The organism is Phycicoccus mangrovi (assembly GCF_018729305.1).
GTDB lineage: Bacteria > Actinomycetota > Actinomycetes > Actinomycetales > Dermatophilaceae > Phycicoccus > Phycicoccus jejuensis.
Genome location: NZ_JAHHWP010000025.1, coordinates 32855 through 50498 on the forward strand (window position 1 = coordinate 32855; position 17644 = coordinate 50498).

18 protein-coding genes are annotated in these 17644 nt (G+C 74.6%); 9 read left to right on the forward strand and 9 right to left on the reverse strand.

Going from position 1 to position 17644, the window contains the following annotated elements; all coding sequences use genetic code 11:
- Positions 1–164 precede the first annotated feature (164 nt).
- Both nhaA and KMZ30_RS19685 read left to right on the forward strand, forming a co-directional pair.
- A complete protein-coding gene (gene nhaA / locus KMZ30_RS19680) occupies positions 165–1532 on the forward strand; it encodes a Na+/H+ antiporter NhaA (RefSeq protein WP_215512901.1) in 1368 nt (455 codons plus the stop codon).
- 48 nt (positions 1533–1580) lie between these two features.
- Entirely contained in the window at positions 1581–1970 is a 390-nt protein-coding gene (locus KMZ30_RS19685; protein ID WP_215512902.1) for a phage holin family protein, read from the forward strand.
- 16 nt (positions 1971–1986) lie between these two features.
- On the opposite strand, the gene KMZ30_RS19690 is transcribed toward KMZ30_RS19685, so the two are convergent.
- Together KMZ30_RS19690 and KMZ30_RS19695 are read right to left on the reverse strand one after the other, a co-directional pair.
- On the reverse strand, positions 1987–3198 hold the full coding sequence (locus KMZ30_RS19690; RefSeq protein WP_215512903.1) for a MarP family serine protease: 1212 nt from the start codon (positions 3196–3198) through the stop codon (positions 1987–1989).
- Positions 3195–3890 carry an NUDIX hydrolase gene (locus KMZ30_RS19695; RefSeq protein ID WP_226902457.1) on the reverse strand — a complete coding sequence of 232 codons (696 nt, stop codon included), beginning with the start codon at positions 3888–3890 and terminating at the stop codon, positions 3195–3197. Before KMZ30_RS19695 ends, KMZ30_RS19690 begins: the two co-directional genes overlap by 4 nt.
- Positions 3891–4071: 181 nt before the next feature.
- Between KMZ30_RS19695 and KMZ30_RS19700 the strand changes: the two genes are divergently transcribed.
- Positions 4072–5793 carry a thiamine pyrophosphate-dependent enzyme gene (locus tag KMZ30_RS19700; RefSeq protein ID WP_215512905.1) on the forward strand — a complete coding sequence of 574 codons (1722 nt, stop codon included), beginning with the start codon at positions 4072–4074 and terminating at the stop codon, positions 5791–5793.
- Between the two features lie 3 nt (positions 5794–5796).
- Here the strand turns inward: KMZ30_RS19700 and nth are convergent, their stop codons facing one another.
- Complete coding sequence (gene nth / locus KMZ30_RS19705) at positions 5797–6585, reverse strand: endonuclease III (protein ID WP_215512906.1); 789 nt, start codon at positions 6583–6585, stop codon at positions 5797–5799.
- Positions 6586–6698: 113 nt separating this feature from the next.
- On the opposite strand from nth, the gene KMZ30_RS19710 reads away from it, so the two are divergent.
- Positions 6699–7376, forward strand: a complete 678-nt coding sequence (locus KMZ30_RS19710; protein ID WP_286175981.1) for a Crp/Fnr family transcriptional regulator — start codon at positions 6699–6701, stop codon at positions 7374–7376.
- Positions 7377–7511: 135 nt separating this feature from the next.
- On the opposite strand, the gene KMZ30_RS19715 is transcribed toward KMZ30_RS19710, so the two are convergent.
- From KMZ30_RS19715 to sp36, 4 genes are all read right to left on the reverse strand, one after another.
- Complete coding sequence (locus KMZ30_RS19715; RefSeq protein ID WP_215512907.1) at positions 7512–8348, reverse strand: MBL fold metallo-hydrolase; 837 nt, start codon at positions 8346–8348, stop codon at positions 7512–7514.
- A gap of 139 nt (positions 8349–8487) precedes the next feature.
- The gene (locus KMZ30_RS19720) at positions 8488–9195 is read right to left on the reverse strand and encodes an NUDIX hydrolase (RefSeq protein WP_308279737.1); all 708 of its coding nucleotides are present in this window, start codon (positions 9193–9195) and stop codon (positions 8488–8490) included.
- Complete coding sequence (locus KMZ30_RS19725) at positions 9188–9661, reverse strand: RidA family protein (protein WP_215512909.1); 474 nt, start codon at positions 9659–9661, stop codon at positions 9188–9190. The genes KMZ30_RS19720 and KMZ30_RS19725 overlap by 8 nt, the downstream gene beginning before the upstream one ends.
- 1 nt (position 9662) lies before the next feature.
- Positions 9663–9815 carry a Sp36 family protein gene (sp36, locus tag KMZ30_RS19730; protein ID WP_157577275.1) on the reverse strand — a complete coding sequence of 51 codons (153 nt, stop codon included), beginning with the start codon at positions 9813–9815 and terminating at the stop codon, positions 9663–9665.
- A 47-nt stretch (positions 9816–9862) separates the two neighbouring features.
- On the opposite strand from sp36, the gene KMZ30_RS19735 reads away from it, so the two are divergent.
- The 3 genes from KMZ30_RS19735 to bagB are packed head-to-tail and all read left to right on the forward strand — an operon-like array spanning position 9863 to position 12869.
- Entirely contained in the window at positions 9863–10651 is a 789-nt protein-coding gene (locus KMZ30_RS19735) for an alpha/beta hydrolase family protein (RefSeq protein ID WP_215512910.1), read from the forward strand.
- A 29-nt stretch (positions 10652–10680) separates the two neighbouring features.
- On the forward strand, positions 10681–11694 hold the full coding sequence (gene bagA, locus KMZ30_RS19740) for an ATPase BagA (protein ID WP_215512911.1): 1014 nt from the start codon (positions 10681–10683) through the stop codon (positions 11692–11694).
- Positions 11694–12869 (forward strand): ArsA family ATPase, encoded by a 1176-nt coding sequence (gene bagB, locus KMZ30_RS19745; protein ID WP_215512912.1) that lies wholly within the window; start codon positions 11694–11696, stop codon positions 12867–12869. Before bagA ends, bagB begins: the two co-directional genes overlap by 1 nt.
- 145 nt (positions 12870–13014) lie before the next feature.
- On the opposite strand, the gene KMZ30_RS19750 is transcribed toward bagB, so the two are convergent.
- Positions 13015–13338, reverse strand: a complete 324-nt coding sequence (locus tag KMZ30_RS19750) for a WhiB family transcriptional regulator (protein WP_051750177.1) — start codon at positions 13336–13338, stop codon at positions 13015–13017.
- A gap of 235 nt (positions 13339–13573) precedes the next feature.
- Between KMZ30_RS19750 and KMZ30_RS19755 the strand changes: the two genes are divergently transcribed.
- Positions 13574–15988 carry a penicillin-binding protein gene (locus KMZ30_RS19755; RefSeq protein ID WP_215512913.1) on the forward strand — a complete coding sequence of 805 codons (2415 nt, stop codon included), beginning with the start codon at positions 13574–13576 and terminating at the stop codon, positions 15986–15988.
- Between the two features lie 84 nt (positions 15989–16072).
- Here the strand turns inward: KMZ30_RS19755 and KMZ30_RS19760 are convergent, their stop codons facing one another.
- Positions 16073–16537 (reverse strand): GatB/YqeY domain-containing protein, encoded by a 465-nt coding sequence (locus tag KMZ30_RS19760; RefSeq protein ID WP_215512914.1) that lies wholly within the window; start codon positions 16535–16537, stop codon positions 16073–16075.
- Positions 16538–16616: 79 nt separating this feature from the next.
- Here KMZ30_RS19760 and KMZ30_RS19765 point away from each other — a divergent pair, with 79 nt between their 5' ends.
- Complete coding sequence (locus KMZ30_RS19765) at positions 16617–17597, forward strand: metallophosphoesterase (protein WP_215512915.1); 981 nt, start codon at positions 16617–16619, stop codon at positions 17595–17597.
- The last annotated feature ends 47 nt before the right edge of the window (positions 17598–17644 follow it).

Here is a 17644-nt window from a genome sequence, read left to right on the forward strand (position 1 = left end):
CCTCCGCGGCCCACGCCTCGACGGGCGGGCGTCCGGCCCGTGGCCGACCGGGAGGGGTCCGCCCGCGCCCCGGTAGACTCGGACGCGGTGCGCCGGGAAGTCTGGTCGGCAACGACCTCGCCGCGCCCGCCCGCGGCCACGCCCCGTCCGTCAGGAGCCGCCCGATGACCTCCGCACCGCCCGGCCGCCGCCCCGAGGGCCACCGCCTCCTCTCCCGCCCCTCGACCTGGGCCGAGACCCAGTTCGTCGCCAACGCCCTGCGCACCGAGACCATCGGCGGCGCCGTGCTCCTCGGCGCCGCGGTCGTCGCGATCATCCTCGCCAACAGCCCGCTGAGCGACGCCTACTTCTCCTTGCGCGACACCGAGATCGGCACCGACTGGTTCCACCTGCGGCTCAGCCTCGGCCACTGGGCGGCCGACGGCCTGCTCGCGATCTTCTTCTTCGTCGCCGGGCTCGAGCTCAAGCGCGAGTTCCTCGTCGGCGACCTCCGCTCACCGGCCAAGGCGGCCGTGCCGGTCGTCGCGGCGTTCTGCGGCGTCGCCGTCCCCGCCGTCGTCTTCGTCGGCGTCGTCACCCTCATGGGGGGCGAGGGGGACGCGCTGCAGGGCTGGGCCATCCCGACGGCGACCGACATCGCCTTCGCCCTCGCCGTGCTCGCCGTCATCGGCTCCCACCTGCCGTCCGGGCTGCGCTCGTTCCTCCTGACGCTCGCCGTCGTCGACGACCTCATCGCCATCACGATCATCGCGGTCTTCTACACCTCCGACCTCGACCCCGTGATGCTCCTCCTCGCGCTCGTGCCGCTCGCCGCGTTCGCGGCCCTCGTCCAGCGCCGGATCGCGGCCTGGTGGCTGCTCGTGCCGCTCGCCGCGATCACCTGGGCCTTCGTCCACGCCTCCGGCGTCCACGCCACCGTGGCCGGCGTCCTCCTCGGGCTCGTCGTGCCGGTCCGCCCGCGCAAGCGGGGTGTGCCCGCGGTGAGCACGCTGCCGGCCGACACCGACGTCGCGCACCGCTTCGAGCACCGCATCCGCCCGCTGTCGGCCGGCGTCGCGGTGCCCGTGTTCGCGTTCTTCGCCTCCGGCGTGGCCGTGCTCGGCGGCGGCTTCGGCGAGACGCTGCGCGACCCGGTGGCCATCGGCGTCGTCGCCGGCCTCGTCGTCGGCAAGCTCGTCGGCGTCCTCGGGTCGACCTACCTCATGGCCCGGTTCACCCGCGCGCAGCTCGACGACGACCTCGCGTGGTCCGACATCGCCGGCCTCGCCATCCTCACCGGGGTCGGGTTCACCGTCTCGCTGCTCGTCGGCGAGCTCGCCTTCGGGGCCGGCTCCGCCCGCGACGAGCACGTCAAGCTCGGCATCCTCATCGGGTCGCTCACGGCGGCCGCGCTCGCCTCGGTCATCCTCCGGCGTCGCAACGCCGTCTACCGGCGCATCCACGAGCAGGAGACCCGCGACGACGACGGCGACGGCGTGCCCGACTGCTTCCAGGAGGAGCACGCGGGCCCCGGCTCCTCCGGCACTCGGTAAGGTCGAGCCGTACCGCTCCGCAGGACCCACGACACGAGCTGAGGACGCATGGCACCCGAGAGCACCGAGCGCACCATCGGACAGCTCGTCGCCGACGCGACGCACGACCTCCAGGGCATCGTCAAGGGTGAGATCGCCCTGGCCAAGGCCGAGGTCGCGCAGGGCGCCAAGAAGGTCGGCGTCGGGGCCGGGCTGCTCGGCGGCGCCGCGTTCGTCGGGGTCCTCGGCCTCGTCTTCCTCTTCCACACCCTCGCCCAGGTCCTCGCGATCTGGCTGCCCCTGTGGGCCGGCTACCTCATCGTCACCGTGCTGATGTTCGTCGTCGCCGGCGTGCTCGCCCTCCTCGGCAAGAACGCGCTGCAGAAGGCGAAGCCCGCGCCCGAGAAGGCCATCGCGCAGGGCAAGGAGACGGTGGCCGCGCTCAAGCACCAGGGCTGAGCGCCGGCCGGTCCGCTCAGGCCGCCCCGCGGCACTGGCCGGTCGACACCGTCGGGTCGCCGACGGAGGAGCCGCGCACGACGGGTGCGAGCTCCGAGTACGTCATCGCGTAGCCGGTCTGCGGGTCGTCGAGCGAGGTCGCGAAGACCATCCCGACGACGTGGCCCTCGGGGTCCACCATCGGGCCGCCCGAGGCACCGCGGCGGACCTCCGCCCGCAGCGAGTAGATCTCGCGGACCGTGCCCGCGCCACCGTAGATGTCGCCGCCCTTCGCCTCGAGGACGCTGCGGACCCGGGCCGGCCCGACCCAGAGGCCGCGGTCGCCCGGGAAGCCCGCGAGGACGGCGTCGTCGCCCCGCCCGAGGGCGTCGCCCCGGGTCAGCGCGGGCGCGTCGAGCCGCGAGGTGACGACGACGGCGACGTCGCGGTCGGGGTCGAAGCGGACCACCCGGCCGGTCACCTCCGGGCCCGTGCCGCGCACGCTGAGCCGCACCGTCCGCGCCCCGGCGACGACGTGCGCGTTGGTGACGACCACCCCCGGTGAGAGGACCCACCCGGAGCCGACCTGCGTCTGCCCGCACCGCGGTGACGCGGCGCGCACGTGGACGACCGAGCGCAGCGCCCGCGACACCGCGGCGTCCTCGACGAGCGCGCGGTCCGGCGGCTGCACCGAGGCGATCGGCTCGGGACCCAGCCCCTCGAAGACCCGGGGGAAGCCGCCGCGGTCGAGGGCCTCCGTGAGGTCGTCGACGAGCGTCTGCGCCGAGCGCGGCACGACGGCGTCGACCGTGCGCACGACCGTCGAGGAGGCGATGGCGTTGCGCAGGCCCACCGGGCCGCTGACGCGCGCGGCCCCCGCGACGACCCACACGACGAGGACGGACGCCACGAGCACCGCGACCGCCCCGAGGAGGTTGTCGACGAGCCGCAGCCCCGCCATCCCGATGACCGTGCGGACCCGCGAGGCGAGCAGGAGCATGAGCCACTGCCCGAGCGTCGCGGCGACGAGGACGATCCCGATGAGGAGGAGCGTGCCGGCCGGGCTGCCGAGGTCGATGCCGCCCCGGCCGTCGATCAGCCCCGGGGTGACCTTGACCGCGGCGTAGGCCCCGGCGAGCAGCCCGACGAGCCCCATCACGGCGGCGACGAGGCCCTGGCGCCATCCGCTCCACGCGTAGGCGAGGAGCACGAGGGCGAGGACGACGTCGAGGACGGTCGAGCCGGTCACGGCGCGTCCTCGGTCTCCGGCGGGTCGGGGCGCTCCTCGGCCCCGCGCATCCACGGGGAGCGCACGCGGTCGGGCAGCGCCCGCTCGTGGGCGTGGTCCCACGGCCGGGTCAGGCCGGCGAGGTCGAGGAGGGTGTCGAGGAGCATCGCGGTGAAGCCCCAGACGAAGAGACCGTCGACCTCGAAGCCGGGGCCCCGGTAGGGACCGAAGACGGCGGTGAAGCGGTGGCGGGGGTCGAGCAGGTCCTCGACCGCCACGCGGTCGACGCGCGCGACCTCGGCGGTGTCGACGACCCCGACGGGCACCGGGCGCGGCCACCAGCCGAGGACCGGGGTGACGGCGTTGCCGCTCGGCGCCAGGTGCAGCGCCGGCAGGGCCGCGAGCACCTCGACACCCGCCGGCTCGAGGCCGACCTCCTCCTGCGCCTCGCGCAGGGCCGCGCCGACCGGGCCGTCGTCGCCGGGGTCCACCCGGCCGCCGGGGAAGGAGACCTGCCCCGGGTGCGAGCGCAGCGTGTGCGCGCGCTCGGTGAGCACGACGTCGGTGCGTCCGTCGGGCCCGGGGCCGAAGAGCACGAGGACCGCCGAGGAGCGGGCACCCTCCGGCGGCGCCGGGTGCTCGGCGAACCAGGGGTGGGCCGCGACGTCCGCCCGGGTGGCGAGCCGCCTCAGCCACTCGGGTGCGGAGGTCATGGGCGTCATCGTAGGCACGCCGGATGTGCGCGACCCGTGAGTCCACCGGGAGCGCCGGGGGCCGGTCCCGGACGGCCCGGTGGTGTCGCGAACGGCCGCGCCGGGTAGCGCTGCGGTGACGGGCCGGGCACCGCCCCGCGCGGTGCCCGGCCCGGACCCATCCGCCACCGGGAGGACCCTCATGAGCACCGTCGCCGAGCACATCGTCACCGCCCTCGCCGAGCACGGCGTCACACATGTCTGGGGCGTCGTCGGCGACGCCCTCAACCCGCTGACCGACGCCATCCGGCGCGAGGAGCGCGTCGAGTGGGTCGGTGTGCGGCACGAGGAGGTGGGGGCCTTCGCGGCGAGCGCGCAGGCGCAGCTCGGCGCCCCGCTCGGTGTCGTCATGGGCACGGTCGGGCCCGGTTCGGTCCACCTGCTCAACGGCCTCTACGACGCCAAGAAGTCGCACGCACCGGTGCTCGCGATCTGTGGCCAGGTGCCGTCGGGCGACATCGGCACCGACTTCTTCCAGGAGGTCGACAACGACGTCCTGTTCTCGGACGTCGCGGTGTGGGCCCGCACCCTGACCTCCGTCGAGCAGCTGCCGCACGTCCTCGAGCAGGGCGTCAACGCGGCGCTCGCGCAGGGCGGCGTCGCGGTCCTCACGATCCCCGGGGACGTCGGCGACCTCGAGCTGCCGCAGGACACCCCGCTCCCCCGCTTCGCCCCGGCCGGGGTCCCCGCCCCGGCGCCCGAGGTGCAGGTCGCCGCTGTCGCCGAGCTGCTCGCGGGCGACGCCGCGGTCACCCTGCTCGTCGGGCACGGCGCCCTCGGGGCGCGCGAGGAGGTCCTCGAGCTCGCCGAGCGCCTCGCCGCGCCGATGGTCCTCACCCTCAAGGCCAAGGAGGGGCTGGAGCGCGACAACCCCTACGAGGTCGGCCAGTCCGGGCTCATCGGCAACCCCGCCGCCGCGCACGCGATGGACTCCTGCGACGTGCTCGTGCTCGTCGGCAGCGACTTCCCCTACCGCGACTGGTACCCGAGCGGGAAGACCGTCGTGCAGCTCGACGTGCGCGGCTCGCACATCGGGCGACGCGTGCCCGTCGACCACGCGCTCGTCGGCGACGCCGCCGGGACGCTGCGCGCCCTGCTGCCCCGCCTCACGCCGCGCACCGACCGCGGCCACCTCGACGCGGCCCGTGGCGAGTACGAGCGCTGGCACGAGCGGCAGCGCTCGCTGCTCGACCCGGGCCACGACCGGCGTCTCCTCGGCCGGGTGCGGGCGGTGTTCGACAACCCGGACACGCGGATCCGGCCCGAGGCCGTCGCCGCCGCGGTCGACCGGTACGCCGCCGACGACGCCGTCCTCACCGCCGACACCGGCATGTCGACGGCCTGGGTCGCGCGCCACGTGACCATGCGCGGCACCCGTCGGCTCGTCGGGTCCTTCAACCTCGGGTCGATGGCCAACGCGGTGCCGATGGCCCTCGGTGCGTCGGCCCTCGACCGCTCGCGCCAGGTCGTCGCGATGGCCGGCGACGGGGGGTTGATGATGCTGCTCGGCGACCTGCGCACGGCCGTCACCTACCGGCTGCCGGTCACCGTCGTCGTCTTCGACAACGGGCGGCTCGGCATGGTCAAGCTCGAGCAGGAGCAGGGCGGCCTGCCCGAGTTCGGCACCGAGCTGGACAACCCCGACCTCGCCGCCGTGGCCACGGCGATGGGCCTGACCGCGCGGCGGGTCGAGGACCCCGCCGACCTCGACGACGCCGTGCGGTGGGCGCTCGGGCACGACGGGCCGACCCTCCTCGACGTCGTCACCAACCCGGACGAGGTCGCGGTGCCGCCGAAGCCGACGGTCTCGCAGGGCTGGGGCTTCGCCATCGCCAAGACCAAGGAGGCCTTCGAGAGCCGCTGACGGTCAGGCCTCGTCGGGCAGGGGGCCGGGCGGCGGGTCGGGCAGGACGGCGCCCGGGGCCAGCTCGAACTTGAGGAGCTTGGCGGCCTTCTCGGGATCGGTCTCGCCCTCGCCGTACGCGGGGCACCACCGGGTCACCGGGCAGGCGCCGCACGCCGGCTTGCGCGCGAAGCAGGTGCGCCGGCCGTGGAAGATGACGACGTGGCTGAGCATCGTCCAGTCGCTCTTCGGGATGATCGCGGCGACGTCGGCCTCGACCTTGACCGGGTCGGTCTCCTGCGTCCAGCCCCACCGGCGCACCAGGCGGCCGAAGTGCGTGTCGACGGTGATGCCGGGGACCCCGAAGGCGTTGCCCAGCACGACGTTCGCCGTCTTGCGGCCGACCCCCGGGAGGGTCACGAGGTCCTCGAGCCGGCCCGGGACCTCGCCCCCGTACCGCTCCACGACGGCTTGGGCGAGGGTGATGACCGAGTTGGTCTTGGCCCGGAAGAAGCCCGTGGGCCGCAGGACGGCCTCCATCTCGGCGCGGTCGGCCGCCGCGAGCGCCTCAGCGGTGGGCCAGCGCGAGAACAGCGTCGGCGTCACCGTGTTGACCATGACGTCGGTGGTCTGCGCGGAGAGGACGGTGGCCACGAGCAGCTGCAGCGGGGTCTCGAAGTCGAGCTCGCAGTGGGCGTACGGGTACCGCTCCAGCAGAGCGCGGTACGTGCGGCGGGCACGACGGGTGCGGGCGACCGGCGACTCGTCACCGGTGGCCGCGCGGCGGACGGCGGGCGAGGGACGGACGGGCACGGCGACAGCCTAGGGCCGGGCCCCGACAGGCCACCCGTGGCGACCGGTCCGGCGCTGCCCGGCGGCCGCGACCACCCGGCCCCCGACCTGCCCGTTCTGGCACACTGTGCGACGTGGACCACGACGTCGTGCGCAAAGCCCCGCTCCTGTCCCCCCTCGACGACGGTGCGGCGGAGGGGCTCATCGCGCAGATGAACCCCTCGCGGCTCGAGCGCGGCGACGTCCTCTTCCACGAGGGCGACCAGGGCGACCGGCTCTACGTCATCGGCGAGGGCAAGATCAAGCTCGGACGCACGAGCACCGACGGCCGCGAGAACCTCCTGGCCATCCTCGGCCCCGGCGAGATGTTCGGCGAGCTCTCGCTCTTCGACCCCGGGCCCCGCACGGCCACCGCGACCGCCGTCGCCGAGACCCAGCTGCTCTCGATGGGCCACGAGCAGCTCAAGGACTTCCTCCACGAGCGCCCCGGCGTCGCGCTCACCCTGCTCAGCGCGCTGGCCCGCCGACTGCGCCGTACCAACGACGTCCTCGCCGACCTCGTCTTCACCGACGTCCCCGGCCGCGTCGCCAAGGCGCTGCTCGACCTCGCCAAGCGCTTCGGCCGCCCGGTCGAGGAGGGCGTCATGGTCTCGCACGACCTCACCCAGGAGGAGCTCGCGCAGCTCGTCGGGGCCTCTCGCGAGACGGTCAACAAGGCGCTCGCCGACTTCGCCTCGCGCGGGTGGCTGCGCCTCGAGGCCCGCGCCGTCCTCCTCATGGACGTCGAGCGCCTGCGCCGCCGCGCCCGCTGACCAGCCCCCACCCCCGCGCGGCCCCACACCTCCCACGTCACACGCGTATCGGGTCACCCGATACGGGCGCGCTCTCCCCCGGAACGGTTCCCGGGTGCAGCGCAGGCGTATCGGGTCACCCGATACGCATGGGGTTCACCAGGGGATGCCGAGGTGGTCCAGCTGCGCCCGGATGGACATCCGCGCGGCCGGCCAGACGTCCGGTGACACCTCGGCGTAGACGCGCCGCAGCACGCCCTCGACCGGGTCCGCCTCGGCCGCGGCGCCGTCGCTCAGGGCCTGCCTGACCTGCTCGAGGCGCTGCGCGCGGTGCGTCCGGTAGAACGCCACCATCGCCGCGGCGTCCGGGACGACGGGGCCGTGCCCGGGGAGGATGCGCGTCACGTCGCCGTCCCCGGTGAGCGCGGCGATCCGCTCGAGCGAGGCGAGGTAGGCCTCCAGCTCGCCGTCGGGGTGCGCGACCACGGTCGTCCCGCGGCCGAGCACCGTGTCCCCGGTCAGCAGCGCGTGGTCGGCCGGCAGGGCGAACGACACCGAGTCGGCGGTGTGGCCCGGCGTCGCGACGACGCGCAGCTCGAGCCCGCCGACCGCGAGGACGTCCCCGTCGCCGAGGTCGTCGTGGCCGGCGCCGACCGCCCGGGTCGGGGCACCGGACAGCTCGGCGAAGCGCGGGGCGGCCTCGGCGTGGTCGTGGTGACCGTGCGTGAGGACGGTCAGCGCGACGTGTGCCCCACGGGAGGCCACGAGGTCGAGGACCGCGCGCAGGTGCGCGTCCCCGTGCGGCCCCGGGTCGACGACGACGGCCTCGGTCGAGCCCGGCTCGAGGAGCACCCAGGTGTTCGTGCCGTCGAGGGTCATCGGGCCCGGGTTGGGCGCGAGGACGCAGTGCGCCCGCTCGGTGACCGCTCCCCCGCCCCACGGGTCCCGCACCGAGGCCGGCGGCTGCGCGGGGGGCGATGACGACGGGGTCATCCGACCACCCTAGGCCCGCCGCCGGCTCTGGTCGGGTCCGCGGGCTCTGGTCCGGATCGTGGGGTGGCGGCGAGAAGCCACCGCCACCCGGGCGAGCGGACCAGAGCCGGGCGCGCCGGGGTCGGCGTCCCGAGCGGCGTCAGAGGGAGGTGACGAGGACGAGCGTGCCGTCCGGGTCCTGCTCGAGCACCGGCACGACACGGCGGATGTCGGGGCGGTCGGCGAGGAAGGCCGCGGCCGAGTCGAAGCGCTCCAGCGCCTCGAGGGCCCACACCTGCGGCGGCATCATCCGCACCTCGCCCCGCCCGGCGCGCTCCAGCAGGACCGACGCGCGGGCCCAGCCGCCACCGTCGCTCTCGCCGCTCGTCTCGCGGGCCTCCTGCCCCTGCGGCATCCCGGCGGCGAGGATCCACGTGTCGTAGCGCCGCGGCTCGAAGGCCGGCGTGACCCAGTGGCCGCGCCCGCGCAGGGCCGCGACCTCGACCCGCACCCCGCACTCCTCCTCGACCTCGCGGACGGCGGCCGCCGCGAAGGGCGCGGCCTCCTCCGGCGTCACGCCGAGGTGCGCGGCGAGGTCGGCGAGCCCGGGGGTCGCGGGGTCGAGCCCGGCGTCGGCGGGGTCGACGCGCCCGCCGGGGAAGACGACCATCGACGGCGCGAAGGCCATCGTGGCCACGCGCCGCTGGACGTAGACCTCCGGCCCGGCGTCGGTGTCGCGCACGAGCATGACCGTCGCGGCCGGCCGCGGCTCGGGCCCGTCACCGGACCCGGCCTCGACCCAGGCGCGGGCCCGCTCGAGCAGGCCGGCGTCGCGCACCGGCCGGCGCAGGACGGTCGGCTCAGTCACGGACGTGGGCGATGACCTCGACCTCGACCGGGGCGCCGAGCGGTAGCGCCGCCACCCCCACGGCCGAGCGGGCGTGGACGCCGGCATCACCGAAGACCTTGCCGAACAGCTCGCTGGCCCCGTTGACGACTGCGGGCTGGCCGGTGAACGACGGGTCGGACGCGACGAAGCCGGTGACCTTGACGATGCGCTCGACGCGGTCGAGGTCGCCGACGACGGACCGGATCGCCGCGATGGCGTTGAGCGCGCAGACGGCCGCGAGCTCGGCGGCCTTGTCGGGCGTCACGAGGCCGACGAGCTCGCCGACCTGACCGGTCGCGGGCAGCACGCCCTCGACGAACGGCACCTGCCCCGAGACGTAGACCCGCGAGCCGTCGAGCACCGCCGGGACGTACGCCGCGAGCGGCGGCACGACCTCGGGGAGGGTCAGGCCCAGCTCGGCGAGGCGGTCCTCGACGGCGCCCACGTCAGGCCTTCGCGCGCTTGAGGTAGGCGACGAGGTTGCCCTCGGGCATCGCGAGGACCTGGACGAGCTCCCAGCCGTCCTCACCCCACTGGTCGAGGATCTGCTTCGTCGCGTGGACGATGAGCGGCACGGTCGCGTACTCCCACTTCTGCATGCGCGCCACCCTAACCGCGGGGCCGGTCCGCGGCTACGGTGGCCGTGATGAGCGACGACGTCATGAGCCGACCCGCCCGCCAGCCCGACCGCACCGAGGTGACCGGGCCGGAGCAGACCGACGTCTACGACGTGTTCGAGCCCGACCCGCACCGGGCCCGCGGCTACACCGTCGCCCTCGTCCACGGCGGCTTCTGGCGGCCCACCCACGACCGCACCCACCTCGGCCCCCTGGCCGAGGCGCTGTCGCGCGACGGGTTCCACGTCGTCAACCTCGAGTACCCGCGGCCGGGGATGCCGGGCGGCGGCTGGCCCGGCACCGCCGACGCCCTGCTGGCGAACCTCGCGGCCGCCCACGCCGACACCGACCTGCCCGACGCCGTCGTGCTCGTCGGGCACTCGGCCGGCGGCCACCTCGTGACCTGGCTCGCCTCGGAGGACCACGTGCCCGACGTCCTCGGCGCCGTCGCGCTCGGCCCGGTCGCGGACCTCGCGACCGCCGACCGGCTGCACCTGGGCGACGACGCCGCCCGGGCCTTCCTCGGCGGCTCCCCCGACGAGGTCCCCGACGCCTGGGCCGCCGCGGACCCCGGCCGCCTGCGCCTCACCGCCCCGGTCGCCCTCGTGAGCGGCGAGCACGACGACGTCGTGCCCCCCGAGGTCGCCGAGGCGTACGCCGCGACCCGCACCGAGGCCGACGCGAAGGCCACGACCGCCCTCGCCCGCGGCGCCGACCACTTCGACCTCGTCGACCCCGAGCACCCCGCGTACCTCCTGCTGCTCGCCGAGGTCGAGGAGCTCACCCTCGGCCGCGGCGGCCCGCACCACCCTGCCTGAGCGCCCCGCGGCCGATCTAGGCTGGCCGCATGGCCGCCCCTCCTCTCGCGCGCGTCCTCGACGGCGTCCGGCTGCACGTCGTCACCGGCAAGGGCGGCGTCGGCAAGACGACCGTCGCCGGCGCGCTCGGGCTCACCCTGGCGCGTCAGGGCCGGCGCGTCCTCCTCGTCGAGGTCGAGAACCGGCAGGGCATCAGCCAGACCTTCGGGGTGCCGCCGCTCGGGACCGACGAGGTCCGCCTCGTGCAGGACCCCTCGGGGGGCGAGCTGTGGGGGCTGTCGGTCGAGGCCAAGGCCGCGCTGCTCGAGTACCTCCAGACGTTCTACAAGCTCGGGCGGGCGGGCGGGGCGCTCGAGCGGATGGGCGTCGTCGACTTCGCGACGACCATCGCCCCGGGCGTGCGCGACGTCCTCCTCACCGGCAAGGTCTACGAGGCCGTCGGCCGCACGACGGGCGGGAAGCGCGGCCAGGGCGCCCACGCCTGGGACGCCGTCGTCCTCGACGCCCCGCCGACCGGCCGGGTCGGCCGCTTCCTCGGCGTCAACGAGCAGGTGGCCGGGCTGGCGCGGGTCGGGCCCATCCACCAGCAGGCCGAGTCGATCACCCGGATGCTGCGCAGCCGCAGCAGCCTCGTCCACGTCGTGACGCTCCTCGAGGAGATGCCCGTGCAGGAGACCGCCGACGCCGTCGCGGAGCTGTCGGCGGCCGGCTTCGGTCTCGGCGTCGTCGTCGTCAACCAGGTGCGCGAGCCGCTGCTGACCGACGCCCTGTTCGACCGGTTGGCGCAGGACCCGGCCGGGCTGGAGGAGCAGGTGCGCGCCGACCTCGCGGCCGTCGGGGTCCGCTCCGGGGCGAAGACGGTCGGTGGGCTGCTCGCCGAGGCCGCCGACCACGCCGCGCGCGTGGCGCTCGAGCACGACCTCGGCCGCGAGGTCGACGCCCTGGGCCTGCCCACCGTCACCCTTCCGGCCCTCCCGACCGGCACCGACGACGGCGGGGTGTCCGTCCTCGCCGACGAGCTGGCCGAGCAGGGGGTCCGCTGATGTCCGCCCGCCCCGCCGCGGCCGCCTTCGACGTCGACGCCCTCCTCGCCGACCCCGGGACCGGCATCGTCGTCTGCTGCGGCAGCGGCGGCGTCGGCAAGACCACGACCGCGGCGGCGCTCGGCGTCCGCGCCGCGGAGGCCGGCCGGCGCGTCGTCGTGCTCACCATCGACCCGGCCCGACGGCTCGCGCAGTCGCTCGGCCTGACGGCCCTCGACAACACCCCGCGCCCCGTCGAGGGCGTCGGCGCCGGGGCCGGCGGCTCGCTCGACGCGATGATGCTCGACATGAAGCGGACCTTCGACGAGGTCGTGCTCGCCCACTCCACCCCCGAGAAGGCCGCCCAGATCCTGGAGAACCCCTTCTACCAGGCGGTCTCCAGCTCGTTCGCGGGCACGCAGGAGTACATGGCGATGGAGAAGCTCGGGCAGCTGCGCGCGCAGGCCGACGCCGACGGGACGTGGGACCTCGTGATCGTCGACACCCCGCCGTCGCGCTCGGCCCTGGACTTCCTCGACGCCCCGAAGCGGCTCGGCTCCTTCCTGGACGGACGCTTCATCCGCCTGCTCATGGCCCCCGCGAAGGCCGGCGGGCGGGCCTACCTCAAGGTCTTCTCGGTCGGGGCGAACCTCGCGGCGGCGACCCTCTCGAAGGTCCTCGGCGGCCAGTTCCTCACGGACGTGCAGACCTTCGTCGCCGCGCTCGACACGATGTTCGGCGGCTTCCGCGAGCGTGCCGACGTCACCTACGCCCTCCTCAAGGAGCCCTCGACGGCGTTCGTCGTCGTCGCCGCCCCCGAGCGCGACGCGCTGCGCGAGGCCGCGTACTTCGTCGAGCGTCTCGAGGCGGAGTCGATGCCCCTCGCGGGGGTCGTCGTCAACCGGATGCAGCGCCTCGCGGCCCCGGGGCTCAGCGGGTCGCGGGCCACCGCCGCCGCGGAGCAGCTCCTGGACCGCGCGGACGACGCCGACACCGTCGACCCGGGGGCCGGTCCGACGCCGGCCATGCTGCGCCTGCACGCCGTCCTCGCCGAGGTGGCGACGCGCCACGAGGCCCGGGTGCGGCGCTTCGTGGCGACCCATCCGGGGGTCCCGGTGCGGACCGTCCCGGCGGCCGCGACCGACATCCACGACCTCGACGGCCTGCGCGAGGTCGGCGCCGCGCTCGCGGGCTGACGACGGACGACCCCCGGACGCCGAAGGCCCCGGGGAGCCGACCGGTGCCCGTGACTGCAGGGGGTGCCACGGGCGTGCAGGGGGGTGGTCGGCCCCGCCGGGGGGTCTCGGGGTGGGAGGCGGCGCGCGCGGCGCCGCCTGCGGGTCAGGCGATGGCGCCCTCGGCGCCACGGGCCTTCGCGGCGGACAGCAGCGCCGTCCAGGAGCGCACGTCGGGACGGCGGCGCAGCAGGGCGCGACGCTCTCGCTCCGTCATGCCGCCCCAGACACCGAACTCGGTGCGGTTGTCGAGCGCGTCGGCGAGGCACTCGGCCACGACCGGGCAGCCCTTGCAGACGATCTTGGCGGCGCGCTGCGCCTTGCCCTGGACGAAGAGCGCGTCGGGGTCGCTGCCGGCACACTTGCCGAGCGGCGCCCACTCCGTGACCCACTGCCCCTCGGTCGGGGCCGTCACCGGTGAGATGCTCATGTCCACCTCTCTTCGCTGTCTCGGGGTCCTCGCCCCCCTCTCGGATGAGGACATGCATAAACCGTAGGTTGATACGTGACCTGCAGGTATCGGCCGAAGCGGTCCCCGGGCTGGCCGAACGGACGACCCCGCCCACCCGCCCCTGACCCAGCAGCCGCCAGGCCCGGGACGGCCACCCGCGCGCCGCCGTCTCGGCCCGCGGGCATCGTCAGGTCCCCGCGTTACCCTGTCGCGCATGGACGGACGTGCACAGAACTTCCCGGCCGTGCTCAGGCTGCTCCTCGGCTTCCTCGTGCTGAGCACGGTGGCCGGCCTGCTGCTGGCGGGCATCGCCGTCCCCGCGATCGGGGCGAGCGGGCAGGCGGCCAAGAGCGGGGTCGACTTCTTCAACGACCTGCCGAGCGACTTCGAGGTCTCCCCGCTCGCGCAGCAGTCGAAGATCGTCGACGCGAAGAACCACGTCATCGCCAACCCGTACGACGAGAACCGCATCATCGTCCCGCTGAACAAGATCTCGAAGAACATGCGCAACGCGCAGATCGCCATCGAGGACGCGCGCTTCTACGAGCACGGCGGCCTCGACCTGCGCGGCTTCACCCGGGCGGTCGTCTCCAACGCCCAGGGTGGTGACGTGCAGGGCGCGTCGACGCTGACCCAGCAGTTCGTCAAGGTCACCCTGCAGGAGCAGGCGCTCCGCGCGGGCGACGAGCAGGCGGCCAAGGCGGCCGTCGCCGAGAACTACGGACGCAAGCTCCAGGAGCTCAAGTACGCGGTCAACGTCGAGGAGAACTTCACCAAGGACCAGATCCTCCAGGGCTACCTCAACCTCGTCTACTACGGCGACCAGGCCTACGGCGTCGAGGCCGCGGCCCTCAACTACTTCGGCGTGCACGCGAGCAAGCTGTCGCTCGGCCAGTCCGCCCTCCTCGCGGGCATCGTCCAGCAGCCCACCGCGTACAACCCGGTCATCAACCCCAAGCAGTCGCAGGCGCGGCGCGACGTCGTCCTCACCCGCATGCAGCAGCTCGGCTTCGCGTCCGCCAAGGACGTCGCGGCGGCCAAGAAGCAGCCGGTCTCGAAGATGATCAAGAAGAAGCCGGTCCAGGGCGTCTGCCACCGCTCGTCCGAGCCGTACTTCTGCGCCTACGTCATGGCCTACCTCCAGCACGCCCCCGAGCTCTCGGCCCTCGGCAAGACCCCGGAGGAGCGCCTCAAGCGGATCAACCAGGGCGGTCTGACGATCCGTACCTCGCTCGACCCGTCGATGCAGAAGACCGCCCAGCAGCAGATCGAGAAGGCCGTCCCGGTCGGCAACAAGAGCAACCTCGGTGGGGCCGTGTCCATCGTCCAGCCCGGCACCGGCCGGGTCCTCGCGATGGCCCAGGCGGCCGACTTCGACAAGGACCAGACGAACGTCAACGTCGACCAGATCTACGGCGGCGGCCCGTACGGCTACCAGTTCGGGTCGACGGCGAAGATGTTCATCCTCGTCACCGCGCTCGAGCAGGGCATGCCCCTCAACGGCACGATCAACGTGCCGTTCGCGACGAACAAGATCGACCACGTCTTCGACGGCCCCAAGGTCGTCGGGGCCCCGTGCGGCTCCAACCTGCCGTGGAAGGTCGGCAACGACTACCCGATCGGCGGCGGCCCGATGACCCTCTCGGAGGGCATCTCGAAGTCGGTCAACACGTGGGCGGCCCAGCTGTCCATCGAGGTCGGGCCGTGCAACGTGCAGAAGACGATGACGAAGATGGGTCTGCACCAGGCCGACGGCAAGCCGATCGAGGGCACGCTCTCGAACGTCACGCTCGGCTCCGGCGTCACGACCCCGCTCAGCCTCGCCAGCGCCTACGCGACCCTCGCCGCGAGCGGCAAGTACTGCACCCCCAACCCGATCGTCTCCATCACCACCCCGGACAAGAAGGAGATCAAGGTCAAGGGGCCGGAGTGCAAGCAGGTCATCTCCAAGGAGTCCGCCGACGCCGCCGCGTACCTGCTCAAGGGCACGCTGCGGCCCGGCGGCACGGCCGACAACTTCTGGGACGTCAGCGCGCGCCCCGCGGCCGGCAAGACCGGGACGACCGAGAAGCACAACCAGGCCTGGTTCGCCGGCTTCACCCCGCAGGTGTCGACCGTCGTGTGGATCGGCAACGTCAAGGTCGCCGACAAGAACGGCAACTTCTACTCGCTCAACGGCAAGTGCTTCGGGTCCTACGGCTGCTTCCAGCAGGTCTTCGGTGGCACGGTCTCGGTGCCCGTCTGGACGGCGATCATGAAGAAGATCACCGCGGACATGCCCGCCGAGGACTTCCCGGCGCCGAGCGAGCAGGCGCAGCGCGGAAACCTCACGCCGATCCCCAACGTCTACGCGCGCAGCACCGACTCGGCCACGGCCATCCTCCAGGGTGCGGGGTTCGGGGCGCAGGTCGGCCAGAGGATCGCGAGCAGCGCCCCCGCCGGCACCGTGGCGGGCACCTCGCCCTCGGGCTCGGCGATGAAGGGCTCGACGGTGACCCTGCTCATCTCCTCCGGCGCGGCGGCCGCCCCGGCGGTCAACGTCAAGCCGACCCAGACCGCCAAGCCGCCGACCAAGCGCAAGCCGGGCAAGGGCAAGGGCGCGCCCAAGCCGCCGGGCGGCAAGGGCTGACCCGACCGTCCCCCGACGAGGGCCCGACCGGAGCATCCGGTCGGGCCCTCGTCGTCGGCGGGGTGCCGTCGGTGGTTCCGGGGGTCAGCGCCCCGCGAGGACCGCCTTGACGACGCCGGCGACCCGGCCGCCCTCGGCGCGTCCGGCGACCTCGCCCTGGGCGGCCTTCATGACCCGCCCCATGTCGGCCATGCCGCTCGCGCCCGTGGCGGCGACCGCCCGCTCGACGATCGCGCGCAGCTCCTCGTCGCCCAGCTGCGCCGGCAGGTAGGCCTCGAGCACGGCGAGCTCGGCGTCCTCGACCTCGGCGAGCTCGGGCCGCTGCGCGTCGCGGTAGGCCGCCGAGGCCTCGCGGCGCTTCTTGGCCTCCTTGGCGACGACCTTGAGGACCTCGTCGTCGTCGAGCTCGCGCGCCTCGTCGCCGGCGACCTCCGAGGTCGTCACGGCGGTGAGGGCCATCCGCAGCGTGGACGCGCGCACCTTGTCGCGCGCCCTCATCGCGTCGTGGAGGTCGCTCTGCAGCTGCGCCTTGAGGCTCTGGGCGTTCATGGGGCCACTCTCCCACCCGCGGCCCGGCGTGGTCACCCGGGTTCTCCCGGTGGTCCGGGGCGTTTGCGAGGATGGCCCGATGACGCCCCCCGCCCGCACCGCCCTGCGCGCCGTCGGCGGTCTCGTCGGCGCCGGACTCGCGGGGGTCGCGTACGCCTCCCTCGTCGAGCGCACCTGGTTCACCCTGCGCCGCTTCACCGTGCCCGTGCTGCCCGCCGGGTCGGCGCCGGTCCGCATCCTCCAGGTCTCGGACCTGCACCTGACGCCCGGCCAGCGCCGCAAGATCGACTGGGTCCGCTCCCTCGCCGACCTGCGCCCGGACTTCGTCGTCAACTCCGGGGACAACCTCGCGCACGTCGAGGCCGTCCCCCCGCTGCTGCGCGCGATGGAGCCCCTCCTCGAGCTCCCCGGCGCGTTCGTCCTGGGGTCGAACGACTACTTCGCGCCCATCCCCAAGAACCCGGCGCGCTACCTCACGGACCGCTACGCCATCGCCCCGAAGACGCGCAGCGACCTCCCGGTCGGCGAGCTCGTCGCGGGTCTGCGGGCCGGTGGCTGGGCGGACCTCGACAACGACCGCACCGTCGTCGGGATGGGCGAGCACCGGGTCGAGCTCGTCGGCGTCGACGACCCGCACGTCGACTTCGACCGCTACGAGCGCGTCGCCGGTCCCGCGAGGGACGACGTCGCCCTGACGATGGGGCTGGTCCATGCCCCCTACCAGCGCGTGCTCGACGCGATGGTCGCCGACGGGGTGGGCCTCGTCCTCGCCGGGCACACCCACGGGGGCCAGCTGGCGCTCCCCTTCTACGGCGCGCTCGTCACGAACTGCGACCTCGACACCGGCCGCGCCAAGGGCGTCTCCCGGTGGTGGACGGGCGCCGGTCCCGGCGGCGGGGACGGGCCGGTGCAGCCGTCCTCGGCCGCCCCGGCGGACGCCGCGTGGCTGCACGTGTCGGCGGGCCTGGGGACCTCGCCGTACGCCCCGGTGCGCTTCGCGTGCCGCCCGGAGGCGACGCTGCTCACCCTCGTGGCGCGCGGCTCGGACGACCTCGGCTGACGCCGCGGGGCCTCCCGCACGACCAGCGGGGGGACCGATTTCGGATG

Coding starts and splice junctions, on each gene's coding strand:
- nhaA (WP_215512901.1), top strand. CDS start 165: ATGACCTCCGCACCGCCCGGCCGCCGCCCCGAGGGCCACCGCCTCCTC.
- KMZ30_RS19685 (WP_215512902.1), top strand. CDS start 1,581: ATGGCACCCGAGAGCACCGAGCGCACCATCGGACAGCTCGTCGCCGAC.
- KMZ30_RS19695 (WP_226902457.1), bottom strand. CDS start 3,890: ATGACCTCCGCACCCGAGTGGCTGAGGCGGCTCGCCACCCGGGCGGAC.
- KMZ30_RS19700 (WP_215512905.1), top strand. CDS start 4,072: ATGAGCACCGTCGCCGAGCACATCGTCACCGCCCTCGCCGAGCACGGC.
- KMZ30_RS19715 (WP_215512907.1), bottom strand. CDS start 8,348: ATGACCCCGTCGTCATCGCCCCCCGCGCAGCCGCCGGCCTCGGTGCGG.
- sp36 (WP_157577275.1), bottom strand. CDS start 9,815: ATGCAGAAGTGGGAGTACGCGACCGTGCCGCTCATCGTCCACGCGACG.
- KMZ30_RS19735 (WP_215512910.1), top strand. CDS start 9,863: ATGAGCGACGACGTCATGAGCCGACCCGCCCGCCAGCCCGACCGCACC.
- bagA (WP_215512911.1), top strand. CDS start 10,681: ATGGCCGCCCCTCCTCTCGCGCGCGTCCTCGACGGCGTCCGGCTGCAC.
- bagB (WP_215512912.1), top strand. CDS start 11,694: ATGTCCGCCCGCCCCGCCGCGGCCGCCTTCGACGTCGACGCCCTCCTC.
- KMZ30_RS19750 (WP_051750177.1), bottom strand. CDS start 13,338: ATGAGCATCTCACCGGTGACGGCCCCGACCGAGGGGCAGTGGGTCACG.
- KMZ30_RS19755 (WP_215512913.1), top strand. CDS start 13,574: ATGGACGGACGTGCACAGAACTTCCCGGCCGTGCTCAGGCTGCTCCTC.
- KMZ30_RS19760 (WP_215512914.1), bottom strand. CDS start 16,537: ATGAACGCCCAGAGCCTCAAGGCGCAGCTGCAGAGCGACCTCCACGAC.
- KMZ30_RS19765 (WP_215512915.1), top strand. CDS start 16,617: ATGACGCCCCCCGCCCGCACCGCCCTGCGCGCCGTCGGCGGTCTCGTC.